We start from the raw sequence: 14,122 nt of genomic DNA on the forward strand, positions 1-14,122 counted from the left end.
CGGAAGGACGAGGTGCTTGGTGACCTCAGATAGCTTCCGAGTCCCAGGCTTCGTCTGGCGCGTTGGCGGCATCTGCAGCCTCCTCGTTCTCACGCGCTACCAAAGCCTCGATGTCCTTCGCGATCTCGCGAAGACGACGAGTAAGCGCAGCAAGATCACGAGCGGGGCAATTCGGATCAGCGACAGCCACAGCGATCCGATCCCGCATCGCAGCAAGAAGCTCCATCTCTGTACCCTCAGAAGCGGCGACATCGACAGTGAGTACCCGAGTCTTGGGCTTCTCGCCATCCTCGACTGCACGCAATTTCCGAACAGTCATCACGCGCCTCCGTGTGGAAAAAATGTCGGGGAGAGATTGGACCAATGCCGAGGGTGGGCCGTGGCCCCTGGGGGGAGGGGGTCCTGCCCTGGGGTGAGGATCGACCAAAACGGCCTTGATGTTGTGTGGTGTGTGGGGCGCGCCTGTAGTTCGTCGCAATGGTGTCGCTGTGTCGGCGTCGGGCACCCCAGGTTGCTTTACGCGGGCGTGTTACCAGATGGGTGATGCTTCGATGCGTGGTGTGTCTTGTGGGGCGTTGTACTTGGCTCGTGCTTCGTTCAGTGTCATGTTGCTTTTCCATTGGTTGCAGGCCCGGTGCATGAGGTGGCAGTTGTTGCGGTCGTATGGTGAGCCGCCGCGTGATCGTGGGATGTCTTCGTCGACTTCGCCGCTCATGGGGTGGGGGATGCATCCTGGGCATGGGGGGCCAGGGCATTTGGGGCCATGGGCCCCCGGGGTTATTTTCAGGGCCTTGTCTACGGGTTGGTCGCAGAGGGCGCAAAGGCGCTCTTCGGCTTTCACCCGGCGGACGAGTTCACGGCGCCGGTGCCCGTTGGCATTGTGGAGCTGAGTCATACCCTGGCTCCTTCACGCAGATCGGAGCCTCTTTCGGGCTGAACTACTGGGCGGGCTCAGGTGGATTACGGCGGGCCATCATGTCGGCTCGGCGAGCGTCTGCGACGTATACGTCGTCGAGCACGAAGCGTGCAACCGTGAGGGCGTCTTCGGCATCTTCCGGGGTGGGGACGTCGTCAATATCCCCATGGGCCATGTCGTTCCCGAGGATACGGAGCGCGTGAGCCATGTCCTTAGTGCCGCGACGAATGTGACCTTCCTCGTCAAGCTTGTTGATTTTCTGGACGAGTGAGCCGGACACGATCTTTCGATCCTTCGCGGTGGCTTCGATGACGCTGCGTACTAGGAGCAGAACAGCACGATAAGCACTGACACTGAACGCGTCGTGTGCTTCCTTGAAGAACCCTGCAACGCCTTCGGGGATGAAAGCTGTGTCAACGGGACGCATTGGCGGCGGAGACCACGAATCGATCGTCATCGCTTCACCTTCCAGCACCGCTTCACTTCCATTCATGATTTTCCCCGGCTCCAAGTACCGGCTCGCGTAACGCGTGCGGCCAAACGCCGAGTTGAACCTTTGGCAAGCGTCGCACGTGGCACTTATCTCCACGTTGTAGCGCTGCTCCGCATTGCCGTTCCGCACGGGCTCGCCCATACCCACTCGCCCGGTCCGTGCAGTGAAGTGCGTTTGGTTACCGCAGAATGCGCATGTACCTGAGAACATGCGCTCATCGTACCGAAACCTCGAGTTCGTCGACCTCATCGCGGAGCCTAATCGCTCAGCCCGCGCGGCGTCCGCGATTAAAGCAGAAAGACGTTCTCGCCTCGGGGTGGGAACGTCCTAACACGACAATCATAGCAACTTTCGGACGACGGTGTCTGTCAAATCGAGTGTCCGATGTTGGCGATACGCTGCCACCACCGGCTGCCAGGGTGGTGTCCGGTTGAGGGGACCTGGGCCGATGAATCTTGAACCGCATATCGAGAGAGCGAGCAACGTGCTGTACACCCGGATCGCCGGGATAGAGAGTTGGGGGAACGTCATCTACTCGAGGCCCCCGAAGTGGTTCGCTTCGCTCCTGTCGTCGATCGTCCTTGCCACTGGAGCGACTGAACCACAGCATCTGTCGGGTGACCTCATCGACGAAGCCGGGCTGCTGACGGGACACCTTGTCTTCCTGATGGATGAGCACGTCGTATCGGTTTCCATTGCCACTGACGAAGCCAGTACGGATACCCTGTCGAAATCAGAGGTCCGCGTCTGGTCGCGTTCAGAGCTCTTGTCGTTCTCAGTGTCGACCGATGCTCCTGTATTTGGAGACCGGCCCTACTACGTGTGGCCGAATGTACTCACGGTGGAGGTCGGCTATCCACTCGCGACGCTCACGCTGTCAGTCGGCGACAGCCGGTCCGGTGTCGCTCCGGTCACCAAATTCCTCGACGGACTACGTCGCGATCTCGTTTCGTAGCCCCGTATGCGAGCGTCCCGGTCACAACAGGGCCGGGACGCTCGCATCGTTCAGCTTCGCTCTGTCGTCAGCTCGGTGTCTCCCGTGCAATCGAGATGACCACTTCGCGCCCGCCGAGCTCATCGACGGTCTGGACGGTGAGTAGCAGGTGAACGGCGCACAGGCTCAGCGGGGTGTCGGGCACGACTGGGCGCATGCATTCATGGCTGCCTTTCCGGGCGCCGCGGTTCACAATTCCCCGGTCTCGTGCGGCGTTGTTCGTCGTGATTGCGGAGCAGATCATGATGGGCTCCCGACGATCTCGCCGTACTTGCCGAGGAGGTGTCGGCGCACGACATCGGAGCGGTTCGCGGCCCGAGTCGCGGCGGCTGCCTCGGCCTTGGCCATGCGCGCAGCCTCCTGTTTTTCGGCGAGGTAGGTCGTGACGGCGTCCTCGTACTCGTCAAGGTCGAACTCGTAGCTGCAGGCCGTGCACACTGCGTGCGTGTCGGTGCCCTGAGATCCGGCCGGCCAGTACTTGATCTCGCCGCCGCAGAACGAGATCTGCACATGCGGCATGACCGACGTTCGAGGGCGTTCTTCCGTCGGCCACTTGCCTGCGATCTCACCGACCTCGGCGAGCGCTTCGGAGAAGCGGTTCACCGATTCGGCGTCGCAGCGGAAGATCTCCTCGAGGGTGATCTTAAGCCAGTCGGACATGACGCCGACGTTTCGGCGGGCGGTGGTCGGGGTCTCGTTCGCGGGGAGGCCGATGACGTAGCCGTGTTCGTCGCGCCAGGAGCGGCGTGCGGGGGCGGGCGGAGACACGGCGAGCGCGGTGGCCCAGACCTGGGCGTAGGTGACCATCAGGGAGTAGAGCTTGTCGGCGTCGACCCACGCCTGCTCGTTGAACGGAACGGTCGGGCCTCCTCCGGTCCCGCTGACGCGGATGTCGTTCGGCGCCTTCGTGATCGAGGTGGGGAAGTTCGAGACGATGTGCTGCACCAGTGCGGGTACGCGGTCGAGGGCGCGGAAGGTGCGGGTGAAGCACCGGTGGCAGAACTCACCGTGTCGGGCGACGAGGAGCTCGGGCTCGTCGTTGGTCTCGGTGCCCTTGCGAACGCAGCGGTTCACGCACGGCATGTCGGTGGTGATGGTCATGGGTGCCTCCTCAGGCTCGGAAGTTCGGGATGTAGGTGGGGAAGTCGGTGATGCGGGATCTCGACCCTTCCCACGTGAAGGTCTTGAAGCCGACGCGGCCGTGTCGGTTCTTCACAACGTCGAAGAGGATCTCGGTGTCGGACAGGTGCCCGTTGTCGTCGGCCTCGCGGTGGAGCAGGATGATGACGTCGGCGTCCTGCTCGATCGCGCCGGACTCCCGCAGCTGCGACATCTTCGGCCGCGCTCGCCCCATCTGTCCCTCGCTCTCACGGTTCAGCTGTGAGAGGGCGATGACGGGCACCTGGTACTCCTTCGCGATGAGCTTGAGCTGACGCGAGAAGTCCGCGACGAGCTCCTGCCTGGCCGCCTTGGACCCCTTCTGCGTCATCAGCTGCAGGTAGTCCACGACGACGCCGGAGAGCTTGCCCTCACGCGAGACCGTCCGGACGAAGCTGCGAAGCTCGCTCGGGCCGATGCCCGCGCGGTCGTCGACGGCGACCGGGAAGTGCAGCAGCCCGCGATTCACCCGGATGTGCTCAGCGTCCTCGGCGGTCAGCTGGCCGTCCTTGAGCTTGCCGATGTTGATGTCCATGCGATCGGCGATCATGCGCTGCACGACCTCGTTCTCGGTCATCTCCATCGAGGACAGGGCGACATGCCCGTGCCGGGCGAGCTCAAGCGCGAGCCCGTTGGCGACGACGGACTTCCCGACCGCCGGACGCGCGGCGACGATGATGAGGTTGCCGGGGCGCATCCCGCCGATGATGTCGTTGAGACCAGTCCACGGCGTCGGGACGAACGTCGACCCGGCCTGGATGCTCCGGACCGTCTCGGGCAGGATCTCGTCGATGTACCGCAGACGCGTCGTCGGCGCACCTGCAGCGTCCTCTACTGCGCGGCGGGCGTACTCCAACAGGTCGTCCGGGGAATCCATGCCCGCCAGCCCCTCCGCGAACGACTGGCCCGCCTCGGACAGCCGACGATACAGACCGTGAGCCGCCACGAGGCGCCCATGTGACGGGAGCGTGCGCCGATCGAACTGGTAGCTCGTCTCCCACTCGACGAGCGTCGCCCACGCTTCCTTGTGGTTCGGAAGTTCCTGCTGCACCGTCGTCGTCGTGACGACCTCGCCGCGAGCGTGGAGCCGCGCGATCGCCTCGAACACGGCTGCGTGGTGCAGCCCGCCGAAGTCGGCCGACACGAGCGACACCTCATCGAGGATCTCGCCGCCGAAGTGCAACGCGAGACCGAGGACCGACCTCTCGGCCTCCAGGATGTGATCAGGAATAGTCATCGCGGCGGAACTCCTTGCTGCGGTCGTAGGCGGATGTCGGAGCGGCGACGCCGTAGTCGTCGTCCCAGCGCTCACCGTTCAGCCACGTCGACGCGTGGGCGATGAACTCCGGCTCCTTGCCCTGGATGGTCTTGGTGTACGCGGCCAGCCCGGCGAGGATCTCCTCAGGGGTCGCGACCTTGAGCGCCTTCCTGTATGCCCGCTTCGCGTCGGCCTTCTTGACCTTCCGCGGGTAGACCTTCCAGAACCTTTCGAACGGGTCAATGACCACTGGTGGTTCTTCTGGTGGTTCAACTGATGGTTCTACTGCCCCGTCAGAGTGAGAGGTAGGGATGGACTGAGTGAGCGGTAGGGATGGACTGTCTGCCTTGAAGGCAGAGTGCCCAGTAGGCACAGTGAGCGGAAGGGGTTCGGCCACCGAGACGTCGAGCTTGAGGTGGTAGCGGTCGCTCGTCCGGTAGCCGAATGCGCCGTGCCGATGCTCCCTCTCGATGAGTCCTCGGTCTTCGAGCTTGTCCAACGCTCGCCGTACGGTCGCGACGGAGAACCCGGTCATCTGAGCAAGTCGCGGCTGCCCCGGATAACAACTGCTCTCCTCATCGGCCATGTCGGCGAGGGCGACGAGGACGAACTTTTGCGGTCCGGTGATCGGGAGCTCGTACGCCCAGTTGGTCGCTTTGTAGCTCAACGGGTCTCCTCGGTGATGTAGTCGGCGAGCTTCGCGGCGACGATCCCGGACGACTGGATGATCGTCTCCGGCGCGGCGTCACCGGCGATCGAGTGAATTCCGATCTGCACGAACTGCAGGAGCAAGGTCGCGACGCGAGTGTCGACGGCGCCGACGTCCGCGAGTGCCTTCTGATCGAACTCCCACTGCTCAAGTTCGGCTTGCACCTCCGCGAAGTCCTGCGGGTTCGTGGGCCGAAGCGCGGCGATGATGGCCGACTCTGCGCCTCGCAGGACGTCGAGCTTCTCCTGACCCGTCCACGAGTGTCCCGGCGTCTCCTGCGGCTCCCGGAACGCGTCTTCGAGGGACGCGAGGAGTTCCTCAGCCTCACCCTGGCGCTTGTACTCGTCATGGAGGGCGACGAGCCGGTCGCGGTGCTCCACAGGGTCGCCGTCGCGACGCGGGTAGAAGCTGGTCACCGCGTGCCCGTCGTCGTCGAGCTTGATGTGCCGGTGGATCGGTGTGCCGTCGTCGTACGTGTTCGCCTTGCCGAGTTCGCGGCTGACGAACATCGGTCGCGTCTCGGTGTCGATCTCGGGTACGTGCTGGGCGAGCCCCTCGACGAGTTGCACGGCCGCGGAATCGAGGACGTCAAGCGTCCATTGGTGCGCCTCGGGGAGATCCTGTTCGCCGAGGTAGCCGGCGACCTGCTCGATGAGGTCGTTGACGAGGTGCGCGGTTTCCTTGAACGAGTCGAGAGGGCTGTTCTTGGGTGCGGTGGGTGACATGGTGCGGTTTCCTTCGTTCGAGGTAATGAGTGCGTCCAGCTGGGCGCGAAGTTGGGTGATGAGTTCGGCGGACTCGTGGTCGTAGTCGCCCTGGTCGACTCGGCCGATCAGTTCCGCCCAGAGGTCGTCGAGGAGTCCGTTCGCTCGGGCGACGACGTCCACGAGGTGCGGATCGGGGATCGAGCTCATGCGGCATCACCGCCTGGCTGTTCAGGTGGGTTATCTGGTTCACCTGAACAGTCGCCACAGCGCCACTTGGTGAGGTCGCCATTCACGGATCCGACCGAGCGACGAATGCCATGCCTTTCCTCGAGCGCAGCGACGATCTGACGTGTCGAAAGACCCTCGTGAGAGAGCCGATGGCTCAGCCCAGCGACCGCCGCCATTTCATTCGGCTTGCGCGGACGAGTGGGGTAGACCTTGCCGTCCAGCCCGTACAGATACCCCGGCGGCAGATACGGCACAGTCGAACCGCTCTCCCTCTGTTCAGGTGGGCATCCATCGGGCACCTGAACATCGGCGAGCGACGATGCGTCATCGGGGATGACTCCTGCCGAGAGAATCGACATGACATCAGCGTCCGTCAGATCGAACACGCTGACCCCGAAAATCTCCGCGTGCTTGACCATGAGGAACCCCTCGTCGGCCGTGATCTGCCGTGGGCCGGCGCCCTGGAACTGCAGAACCAGCGGATAGTGCTCGTGCGGATTCGTCACAGCGACACCCCCGTCGAGGTCGTCGCGTCGATCATCATCTCGAGTTCGAGTTGCATGAGCGGGTCATCCAGCAATTCGCCGCGCAGCTGCCAGTACCGGTACGCGCCATCGGGATTGCGCCACCGGAACCAACCATCGGGGACGTAGGCCCACCATCCCCGGGCAAGCATTGGTGCAAGCTTCTCCGCGGTCCTGCGATCGGCAGCGGACGCACCCTGGAGCACGTACACGATGAACTGCTTTCGGCTCGGGATCCGCTCAATCCGGATCACGGTGCGCATCAGCTGGTCGTTGAGCGCTTCGCGGACCTCCTGAGGCCGGATGGAATCGCGAACATCGTGGGAGTAGTCGGCGTACTTGCGGGCCTGCGCCGGCGAAGGAGTGAACCTAGCCACAAGGCACCTCCGCGAAGATGATCTGCTCGGTGCCAGCGACGAGACCGTCGCCGAGACGGACGAAGGAGCCGAGGTACTCGAACTCGTAGCCGTCGTCGAACCAGCGAAAGCCGGGCTGCGCGAGTTCGAGGCCCTTCAAACGCATACGCGACCCGTCTCGGAAGTTGTCCTCCTGGCCTGGCTCGATCATCCGGACCAGCAGCACAGGATCCGGACCCGTGACGAAGTGCACTCGTGACGCGGGCAGGGCGATGACGCGGTGCTTTGCGTTGAGAACGCGCGCCTGCATGGCCGCTTCCGTGAGCGCAGCTGCGACCGCTACTGCGTCGTCAGCATCAGCCGCGTACAGGCCTGCGTCGCAGGACACGACCCACGGCCCGTCCACTCCTGGCCACACATCGTTCGAGCAGAACACGGCCGGGAACTCCGCGTTCGGTGGCGGGAGTTGCCGCCACTCTTTCGGACCCTCCGGGTCGGTTTGCAGACGGGCGACGAGCGCCGCGCGAGCATCGAGGACCGAAGGCGAAGTCATCGTCCCGGCGCTCATGCGACGTTGCCCTCACCGGTGAAGCCGTCCACAATGTTGAACTTGCTTGCACGCTTCACGGCCTCAGCGAGCCAGTCCGCGTACTCCGAAAGCTCGTTGACAGTCCGCGAGCCGTCCTTGAGAACTGCTTCGATCCGCCACGGCTTCCCCGCGGGCTTCACGAGCTCGATCCGGGCCGTGTCCGACTTGTGAACATCGATCTGGTGGTAAAGGTTCGCTGGAATGTCCTGGCAGGCGCCGTCAATGCGCATGGCAAACGCTCCCGGATACACCGACGGGAGAACCTCGTTGCCGCGCGCCCACGCCTCGTCCTCCGTGATGCCTTCAAGCTTGACGAAATCGTCGTCAGACACGTCGTCGCTGAAAGTCGGGCGCGGGTTCAGGATCTCGTCGAAGCGGCGAGCGCTGTCGCTCAACGCAGAGTGCACGGTGAGGGCTTCTGCCGCCGACGTGAGGTTGATCGGGTCATGGGCGCCGACGTACACGCGGAGGTAGACAGGGCCCTCGTGGATGGTGTCCGTGTCGACGCTGTACTCGTCGTCACGCACGATGAAGGCGTCCACATTGTCGTATCCGATGAGGTTCTCGGAGGACCAATGCGCAACGGGATCGCCGAGTGTGGTCACACTGCTCGAGCAATCGCTGTCCTTCGCGTTGGCCCAGGCCGGCGCCTTGCCGTTCCACACCTCCACCTCCGGCCCGGCGATGTCGTTATAGATCTCGCCGGCAGCCCCAGGCGAGAGAACCTCGAGGTCCGGGACGAGCTTCTGCATGTGGGCGAACGCGGCCTGCCACCGCTCGCTTCCATACGCCGCCGGCGCGCTGGCCGCAGTGATCGCGGCCTCGAACTTCTGGCGGTTGACGGTGGTCTGAGGTACGGTTGTGATCGACATATCGATCCCTTCTTGGTTGTTGGAATTCGGTACTGGCCCCGACACCGTTGGCGCGGTAGTCGGGGCGTTTTTCGTTAAGGCGTCAGTCACGTGGTTCTCCTGACTGGTCGGCGACCCACTCGGACACGCTCTGCGGCGAGTAGCGGACGAGGCGCGAGATCTTGAAGAACCGGGGCCCTTTCCCGATCACTCGCCAGTTCGCCAACGTCTGCACGGCGATGCCCGTCATCTCGCTGACCTGCTCTGCGGTCAGCGCCAAGGGCACCGTCTCCGTGACGACTGTCCCGGTCATCGGAGCAGAGCCGTGGCGAGCTGATCCTCCAGCTCACGCACACGTCGGGCGAGGACCTCGGCTTCCGTGTACTCCCACTCGATCGGCCGCGACTGGCGCACAACGACCGTGGCGCCGTATTTTCGGAACAACCGGGCACGCTCGTTCGCGGTCGACCTCGTGTTGTAGAACGGCTTCACCGCCGGCCAGAAGAATCGGTCGGTGTGGAAACGCTCGACCCAATCGGCGCTGGCTTCCCAGCCCTCCGGCTTCCAGTTCGGGTCGAGCTCGGTGAACGTCTCGATGCTCTCGGTCTCAGCGTCCCGCTCCTCGTACTCACGGAGGGATGCGGCCGGGTACGTGACCTCCAGGCGGAAGATCGTGCCGCGGTTGTAGTACAGGTTCTTCATGATGCGGCCTCCCAGTCGCCAGCACCGAGAGCGAGCTCGGCATTCGAGTTGTCAGCGACGTTGGGGTTCAACGTGCCGTACTTGTTGATCCAGGCGAGGCAGCCGTCCCACAAGCGTCCGTACCCTTTCGGCGTCAGCTTCGTGTACTGCTTCGACTGCGAGCCGTGGGTGTTCGTTTCGTAGTCGGCGCGCGCGGGCTTCACCCATCCCGACTCGACGGCTCGCGCGGTCGGCTGGTTGTTGCGGACCGTGTTCCCCCGGATGATCAACCCCAGACGGCCGGCGTGATCGAACACGTGCTTGTGCAGGATCTTCACCTCCGGCAGGTTCGCCGCAGCATGAACTTTCAGGGCGTTGGCGAGATCACCGATCAACGCCTGCCCAGCCGACTGACGGAACGTCTCAGCCTCGGCGACCTTGGGGGCGTCCGCGGCGACCTTCGCTTCCAACGCCTGCACACGGTTCGAGGTGATCTGCAGCGCACGCTGAACGATCTCGTCATCGGAGAACGACACAGTCGGCGCCGTCAACCACTCGTGGATCTTGTCCGCAAGTTCGACCTGAAAGCGCTCGATGGTGGCACGAGCGTCCAAGTTGGACAGTCGACTCGTCGTGATGCTCGCGAGCCACATTCCGAGAATCTTGACGTTGATGAGGTAGCGCGGATACTCGCGGGACTCCCCCGGCACCATGACGTGTCTTACGCATGTCATGCCCTTCGCCCATACCTGCCGGGAGAGCGACTGCTGCTGTGCCTGTACGTGCAGGCCCATGTGATCGCACAGCTGACCGAGGACCGCGAACGTGTCGTTGCCCTGCGTCACGGTGACGATGGGCTGACCGTAGAAGTCATGCGACTCCACGGTGGCGCTCACGAGCGCCGTGGTGTTAATCTGTTCTTGCAATTTCAGATTCCAATCTGTTCAGGCCCGGTGTTCCCGCACCGGGCTTTTTACTTGCACCGTTCGCTGTCCTTCTCGCCAGTGTTCGTGCAGCGACACCAATGAATGCGCTGAGTCCTGATCGAGTCTTGTTCTGGTCACACTGCACCGGTGATGCTGCGTTCCGAGGCCTCGAGCCATTCGATGACGTCGGCCTCGCGGTAGACGACAGTGCGCGGCGTCGGCTTGAGGAACTTCGGGCCTTTGCCCGTGAACCGAAGCTGCGCCAGGTTGTTCGTTGTCATACCCGGTACGATCTCGCAGACTGCCCGGGGCGACAGGTACACTGCCTTCGTCAGCGTCTCCATTAGCTCCATACGTTCTAATCCTTTCTGGTTTGAATGATCACACTGGATAGTTGTACACGACTTTGGATTGTGCGTCAACGCTGTTTTGACGTAAACTCGCTGCGTGGGAAATCGACAAGCACGCGGCTTTGAATCAAGCGATGCAGCCTTCGCGCATGCGATCAGAGAGGCTCGCCTTCGCGCGCAGCGCTCGCAGGAAGATCTCGCCGACGACATGCGCGCACGGAGCTTCGACTTTGCGCAGCAGACGATTTACAAGATCGAATCAGGCAAGCGCAAGGTGTCCATTGGTGAGGCCGTAGCCCTGTCTGACATCCTTGGAGTCCCTCTAGACCTGATGGTGGAACGTAACCCAGGATCTATCGCCGGTCGGAGGCTCTACCTCGAGGCTCATGCGGGCGAGATCCTGACTGGACTCGTTGAGCTAGCGGAGGATACCCGAGAGCTCCGCAACGACCTCGAGCAGTTCCGGCAGGAGGTCAAGGAGTTCGACGAGATCGTCGGACACGACCTGCAGACATGGTGGGGAACGAGTTCGACGGCATACAGCATGTTCCATCCGCTGCTGAGCTTCGCTGAGCTTGATGGACTCCAGTGGGCATGGGATGAGTTCCGAGCGTCCGGTAGCGGTGCGTGGCTTCTTCGCTCTTACAAACTCATCCCTGCGTCAGAGCTGCCGATCGACGGTTACGACGAGGAAGACTAATGCGTAGCGTCCACGCGTACTCGAACCGTCAGGGCGAGTTCTACTGGGTAGAGTTCGTCGCCCCGTGGCGTTCTCGACCATCGAACACATCGGCGGCGACCACTATGTAGCCGACGAATTCAGCATCACCGTCGACCGCGTCCAGAACTACCGCGCTCACCGCCTGCAGTGCATCGGCGCCATGACATAGGCCACTAGGCACAACAGCAGACTGACGAACAGCCTCAGCCGGACACTCACACCGCAGGAGCTCTTATGGCCCGCCCTCCGCTCATCCTCGAGACGTGGGGAACGATCAGGCGCACGACAAGAAACGGCAAGCCGGCCGCCGTCACGTACTACCGCGACAGCGACGGCGTGACCCGCCTCATGGAGCGTCAAGGCGCGACACCGGCCGCTGCCGAGCGTGCACTCATCACTGCCCTGAAGGAACGCCTCGCGCCTGCTGGCGATGACCTCACCGGCGACTCCACCATCCGATCGCTCGGCAAACTATGGATGGAAGAGACCGAGGAACGCGACCTCGCGCCCGGCACACTGGTGAAGTACCGCGAGATCCTCAACGGCCACATCGTCAAGGGACTCGGCGACGTCCGACTCAACGAAGCGAACGTCCCGCGCCTGGATCGCTATCTGAAGGCGCTGGCGAAGCGCAGCGGGCCGAGTACGGCCAGGCTTGCGCGGGTGGTCATGTCCCAGATGTTCGCGCTCGCCACGAGGCACGGTGCCGTCAAGGGCAACCCAGTGCGCGACGTCGCCACGGTGAAGGTCGCACGGAAGCCTGTGCAGGCGCCCACGAGCGCCGATGCGCAGGCGATCCTCGCCCGCCTAACTGAGTGGGACCAAGGCCGGGACGGCCGCGGTGCAGTGCGCAATGTCGATTTGTCAGAGGTTGCGTGGATGTTCGTCGCCACGGGTGCGCGCACCGGCGAGCTCCTCGCGCTCAAGTGGGAGAGCCTTGACCTCGCAAGCACACCCCCGACCGTGTCGATCGAACGGACTATCGCCCTCAACGACGAGGGACGCCTGACGGTGCAGGACCACCCGAAGACAGCAACGTCGATCCGGGTGCTGAAACTGCCGGCGTTCGCGACGGAGATGCTGCTCGCGCGCCGGCTCGAGTCGACGTCCGAGTTCGTGTTCCCGTCGTCGTCCGGTACCTGGCGGTCGCCGAACAACTTCCGCACTCAGTGGCGGGCTGCGCTTAAGGGAACCGAGTGGCAGGGCATCTCGCCGCGCGCGTTCCGGAAGGCCGTGGCGACCGTTGTGCGCGATCACCTCGGAGTCGGCGCTGCAAAGGATCAGCTGGGTCATTCATCGGAGCAGGTGACGAACAGCCACTACGTTCGGCAGCGTCACGAGGGCCCTGACGCGACCGCCGTGCTGCAGGACTTCGCCACCAAAACCATGAGTAAATGATGAATGGCCCCGACTTGAGTCGGGGCCATTTGCTCTACTTCGCCGGAATTCCGGGCCTAAATGGAGCCGACGACGGGACTTGAACCCGTAACCTACGCTTTACAAGAGCGTTGCGCTACCAATTGCGCCACGTCGGCAAGACCTGACAATCATACCCGGTGCCGACGCCCAGCTCCGAAACCGGGTGCCACAACACACGAACGCCGGCCGCCTCACACGGAGACGACCGGCGTTTTCAACCAGCTGTGGCAGTGGATCAGCCGTTGACCGGCGATTCGCTCTGCGTGTTGGTGGGCTCAGGCGTCGGCGTGGACGTCGAGTAGCTCTCGCTGGAGACGGCGAGGACGAAGGCAGCGAACTGCTCCTTGTCCGTGAGGGAGCCGGTGTACTGCTTGCCGTTCACGAGGATGGTCGGCGTGCCCTCGACCTTGGCGACCGTCGTGCCGGGCAGCGGGCCGGAACGGGCGCGGTTGGTCGAATCCTTGACCCAGCCCTTGTACGTGCCCTCGTCGATGCAGGAGTTGATCTTCGTCTCTCCGCCGGAGACGACGCCCTTCGCGATCTCCTTGATCTGCGCATCGGTCAGACCCTCGGTGTTCTCCGCGGGCTGCTTCTCGTACATGGCCGTGTTGAACTTGAAGAAGTCGTTCGGCGAGTACTCTGCGACACACGCAGCGGCGTTCGAGGCGCGCAGCGAGTACTGCGTGCCGAGCGATGCGTTCGTGAGCGTTGCGAGCGGGTGGATCGTGTAGGTCGCGGCTCCGGCATTCAGCCAGCCGGCGATCTGATCGGCGTTCGTGGTCTCGAACTGCTTGCAGTACGGGCAGAGGTAGTCCTGGTAGACGCGGATGTCGACGTTCTGCGGGCCCGGCGTCGCGGTGTCGCCCGGGGTCGCGGCCGGATCCGATGACGGCGTCGCCTCATCCGATGGCGTCGGCGTCCCGGTGGAACCAGGTGCTCCGACGAGCGTCAGGTTCTGTCCGACGACGAAACCGTCCTGCTGCGCAGCGGTCGGCACGGGGCCGGCCGGCTTGATGGACGTCACGATGATCACGGCGATGACAGCGACGATCGCGAGCGCTCCCAGGATGATGCCGCCCTGCAGCAGCACCTTGTTCCTGCGCTCACGGCGCTTCTGCTGCTCGCGCAGGATGCGAGCCTTCTCGCGGGCCGCGTCGCGGCGTTCGTTCTTCGTAGGTCGGTTCGACGAGCCGGCACCAGACATTGATCCTCGTTTCAGGGGGGTCGCGCGGCGCGGGTCGA

The 14,122-nt window shown here is 63.6% G+C and carries 19 protein-coding genes and 1 tRNA gene; 4 read left to right on the top strand and 16 right to left on the bottom strand.

The window, feature by feature from the left end; translation table 11 throughout:
* Positions 1-25: 25 nt before the first annotated feature.
* Positions 26-319 carry a hypothetical protein gene (locus ACL9RL_RS09365; protein WP_422779973.1) on the bottom strand — a complete coding sequence of 98 codons (294 nt, stop codon included), beginning with the start codon at positions 317-319 and terminating at the stop codon, positions 26-28.
* Positions 320-938: 619 nt separating this feature from the next.
* Positions 939-1,550 carry a DUF4145 domain-containing protein gene (locus ACL9RL_RS09370; protein WP_422779974.1) on the bottom strand — a complete coding sequence of 204 codons (612 nt, stop codon included), beginning with the start codon at positions 1,548-1,550 and terminating at the stop codon, positions 939-941.
* 307 nt (positions 1,551-1,857) lie between these two features.
* Between ACL9RL_RS09370 and ACL9RL_RS09375 the strand changes: the two genes are divergently transcribed.
* A complete protein-coding gene (locus tag ACL9RL_RS09375) occupies positions 1,858-2,364 on the top strand; it encodes a hypothetical protein (RefSeq protein WP_422779975.1) in 507 nt (168 codons plus the stop codon).
* Positions 2,365-2,643: 279 nt separating this feature from the next.
* Here ACL9RL_RS09375 and ACL9RL_RS09380 read toward each other — a convergent pair whose 3' ends face one another.
* The 12 genes from ACL9RL_RS09380 to ACL9RL_RS09435 all read right to left on the bottom strand — a co-directional run bounded on the left by ACL9RL_RS09380 (position 2,644) and on the right by ACL9RL_RS09435 (position 10,671).
* A complete protein-coding gene (locus ACL9RL_RS09380; RefSeq protein WP_422779976.1) occupies positions 2,644-3,504 on the bottom strand; it encodes a hypothetical protein in 861 nt (286 codons plus the stop codon).
* A gap of 10 nt (positions 3,505-3,514) precedes the next feature.
* Positions 3,515-4,798: a replicative DNA helicase gene (locus ACL9RL_RS09385; protein WP_422779977.1), complete on the bottom strand. Its 1,284-nt coding sequence runs from the start codon at positions 4,796-4,798 to the stop codon at positions 3,515-3,517.
* Positions 4,785-5,486, bottom strand: a complete 702-nt coding sequence (locus tag ACL9RL_RS09390; protein WP_422779978.1) for a helix-turn-helix domain-containing protein — start codon at positions 5,484-5,486, stop codon at positions 4,785-4,787. Before ACL9RL_RS09390 ends, ACL9RL_RS09385 begins: the two co-directional genes overlap by 14 nt.
* Entirely contained in the window at positions 5,483-6,442 is a 960-nt protein-coding gene (locus ACL9RL_RS09395; RefSeq protein ID WP_422779979.1) for a hypothetical protein, read from the bottom strand. The genes ACL9RL_RS09390 and ACL9RL_RS09395 overlap by 4 nt, the downstream gene beginning before the upstream one ends.
* Positions 6,439-6,969: a hypothetical protein gene (locus tag ACL9RL_RS09400; protein ID WP_422779980.1), complete on the bottom strand. Its 531-nt coding sequence runs from the start codon at positions 6,967-6,969 to the stop codon at positions 6,439-6,441. Before ACL9RL_RS09400 ends, ACL9RL_RS09395 begins: the two co-directional genes overlap by 4 nt.
* The gene (locus tag ACL9RL_RS09405; protein ID WP_422779981.1) at positions 6,966-7,250 is read right to left on the bottom strand and encodes a hypothetical protein; all 285 of its coding nucleotides are present in this window, start codon (positions 7,248-7,250) and stop codon (positions 6,966-6,968) included. Before ACL9RL_RS09405 ends, ACL9RL_RS09400 begins: the two co-directional genes overlap by 4 nt.
* Before the next feature lie 106 nt (positions 7,251-7,356).
* On the bottom strand, positions 7,357-7,896 hold the full coding sequence (locus tag ACL9RL_RS09410) for a hypothetical protein (RefSeq protein WP_422779982.1): 540 nt from the start codon (positions 7,894-7,896) through the stop codon (positions 7,357-7,359).
* Positions 7,897-7,907: 11 nt separating this feature from the next.
* The gene (locus ACL9RL_RS09415) at positions 7,908-8,894 is read right to left on the bottom strand and encodes a hypothetical protein (RefSeq protein WP_422779983.1); all 987 of its coding nucleotides are present in this window, start codon (positions 8,892-8,894) and stop codon (positions 7,908-7,910) included.
* Positions 8,887-9,096 (bottom strand): helix-turn-helix transcriptional regulator, encoded by a 210-nt coding sequence (locus ACL9RL_RS09420; RefSeq protein WP_422779984.1) that lies wholly within the window; start codon positions 9,094-9,096, stop codon positions 8,887-8,889. The genes ACL9RL_RS09415 and ACL9RL_RS09420 overlap by 8 nt, the downstream gene beginning before the upstream one ends.
* Positions 9,093-9,485 carry a hypothetical protein gene (locus tag ACL9RL_RS09425; protein WP_422779985.1) on the bottom strand — a complete coding sequence of 131 codons (393 nt, stop codon included), beginning with the start codon at positions 9,483-9,485 and terminating at the stop codon, positions 9,093-9,095. The genes ACL9RL_RS09420 and ACL9RL_RS09425 overlap by 4 nt, the downstream gene beginning before the upstream one ends.
* On the bottom strand, positions 9,482-10,390 hold the full coding sequence (locus ACL9RL_RS09430) for a phage antirepressor N-terminal domain-containing protein (protein WP_422779986.1): 909 nt from the start codon (positions 10,388-10,390) through the stop codon (positions 9,482-9,484). Before ACL9RL_RS09430 ends, ACL9RL_RS09425 begins: the two co-directional genes overlap by 4 nt.
* Before the next feature lie 134 nt (positions 10,391-10,524).
* Positions 10,525-10,671, bottom strand: coding sequence for a helix-turn-helix transcriptional regulator (locus tag ACL9RL_RS09435; RefSeq protein WP_422779987.1), 147 nt, complete (start codon positions 10,669-10,671; stop codon positions 10,525-10,527).
* A gap of 166 nt (positions 10,672-10,837) precedes the next feature.
* On the opposite strand from ACL9RL_RS09435, the gene ACL9RL_RS09440 reads away from it, so the two are divergent.
* From ACL9RL_RS09440 to ACL9RL_RS09450, 3 genes are all read left to right on the top strand, one after another.
* A complete protein-coding gene (locus tag ACL9RL_RS09440) occupies positions 10,838-11,440 on the top strand; it encodes a helix-turn-helix transcriptional regulator (protein WP_422779988.1) in 603 nt (200 codons plus the stop codon).
* A 64-nt stretch (positions 11,441-11,504) separates the two neighbouring features.
* Positions 11,505-11,630: a hypothetical protein gene (locus tag ACL9RL_RS09445; protein WP_422779989.1), complete on the top strand. Its 126-nt coding sequence runs from the start codon at positions 11,505-11,507 to the stop codon at positions 11,628-11,630.
* A gap of 65 nt (positions 11,631-11,695) precedes the next feature.
* Complete coding sequence (locus tag ACL9RL_RS09450; RefSeq protein WP_422779990.1) at positions 11,696-12,859, top strand: site-specific integrase; 1,164 nt, start codon at positions 11,696-11,698, stop codon at positions 12,857-12,859.
* A gap of 61 nt (positions 12,860-12,920) precedes the next feature.
* On the opposite strand, the gene ACL9RL_RS09455 is transcribed toward ACL9RL_RS09450, so the two are convergent.
* Together ACL9RL_RS09455 and ACL9RL_RS09460 are read right to left on the bottom strand one after the other, a co-directional pair.
* A tRNA-Thr gene (locus ACL9RL_RS09455) sits at positions 12,921-12,996 on the bottom strand.
* 119 nt (positions 12,997-13,115) lie between these two features.
* The gene (locus ACL9RL_RS09460) at positions 13,116-14,084 is read right to left on the bottom strand and encodes a DsbA family protein (protein WP_422779991.1); all 969 of its coding nucleotides are present in this window, start codon (positions 14,082-14,084) and stop codon (positions 13,116-13,118) included.
* Between the last annotated feature and the right edge of the window lie 38 nt (positions 14,085-14,122).

The sequence above is a fragment of the Plantibacter sp. Mn2098 genome (genome assembly GCF_049319745.1).
GTDB lineage: Bacteria > Actinomycetota > Actinomycetes > Actinomycetales > Microbacteriaceae > Plantibacter.

Bases quoted from the DNA above. Each gene is read 5' to 3' on its own strand.
- ACL9RL_RS09375 (WP_422779975.1), top strand. From the start codon at position 1,858: ATGAATCTTGAACCGCATATCGAGAGAGCGAGCAACGTGCTGTACACC.
- ACL9RL_RS09365 (WP_422779973.1), bottom strand. From the start codon at position 319: ATGACTGTTCGGAAATTGCGTGCAGTCGAGGATGGCGAGAAGCCCAAG.
- ACL9RL_RS09425 (WP_422779985.1), bottom strand. From the start codon at position 9,485: ATGAAGAACCTGTACTACAACCGCGGCACGATCTTCCGCCTGGAGGTC.
- ACL9RL_RS09395 (WP_422779979.1), bottom strand. From the start codon at position 6,442: ATGAGCTCGATCCCCGATCCGCACCTCGTGGACGTCGTCGCCCGAGCG.
- ACL9RL_RS09410 (WP_422779982.1), bottom strand. From the start codon at position 7,896: ATGACTTCGCCTTCGGTCCTCGATGCTCGCGCGGCGCTCGTCGCCCGT.
- ACL9RL_RS09435 (WP_422779987.1), bottom strand. From the start codon at position 10,671: ATGACAACGAACAACCTGGCGCAGCTTCGGTTCACGGGCAAAGGCCCG.
- ACL9RL_RS09370 (WP_422779974.1), bottom strand. From the start codon at position 1,550: ATGGGCGAGCCCGTGCGGAACGGCAATGCGGAGCAGCGCTACAACGTG.
- ACL9RL_RS09420 (WP_422779984.1), bottom strand. From the start codon at position 9,096: ATGACCGGGACAGTCGTCACGGAGACGGTGCCCTTGGCGCTGACCGCA.
- ACL9RL_RS09385 (WP_422779977.1), bottom strand. From the start codon at position 4,798: ATGACTATTCCTGATCACATCCTGGAGGCCGAGAGGTCGGTCCTCGGT.
- ACL9RL_RS09450 (WP_422779990.1), top strand. From the start codon at position 11,696: ATGGCCCGCCCTCCGCTCATCCTCGAGACGTGGGGAACGATCAGGCGC.
- ACL9RL_RS09380 (WP_422779976.1), bottom strand. From the start codon at position 3,504: ATGACCATCACCACCGACATGCCGTGCGTGAACCGCTGCGTTCGCAAG.
- ACL9RL_RS09460 (WP_422779991.1), bottom strand. From the start codon at position 14,084: ATGTCTGGTGCCGGCTCGTCGAACCGACCTACGAAGAACGAACGCCGC.
- ACL9RL_RS09405 (WP_422779981.1), bottom strand. From the start codon at position 7,250: ATGCGCACCGTGATCCGGATTGAGCGGATCCCGAGCCGAAAGCAGTTC.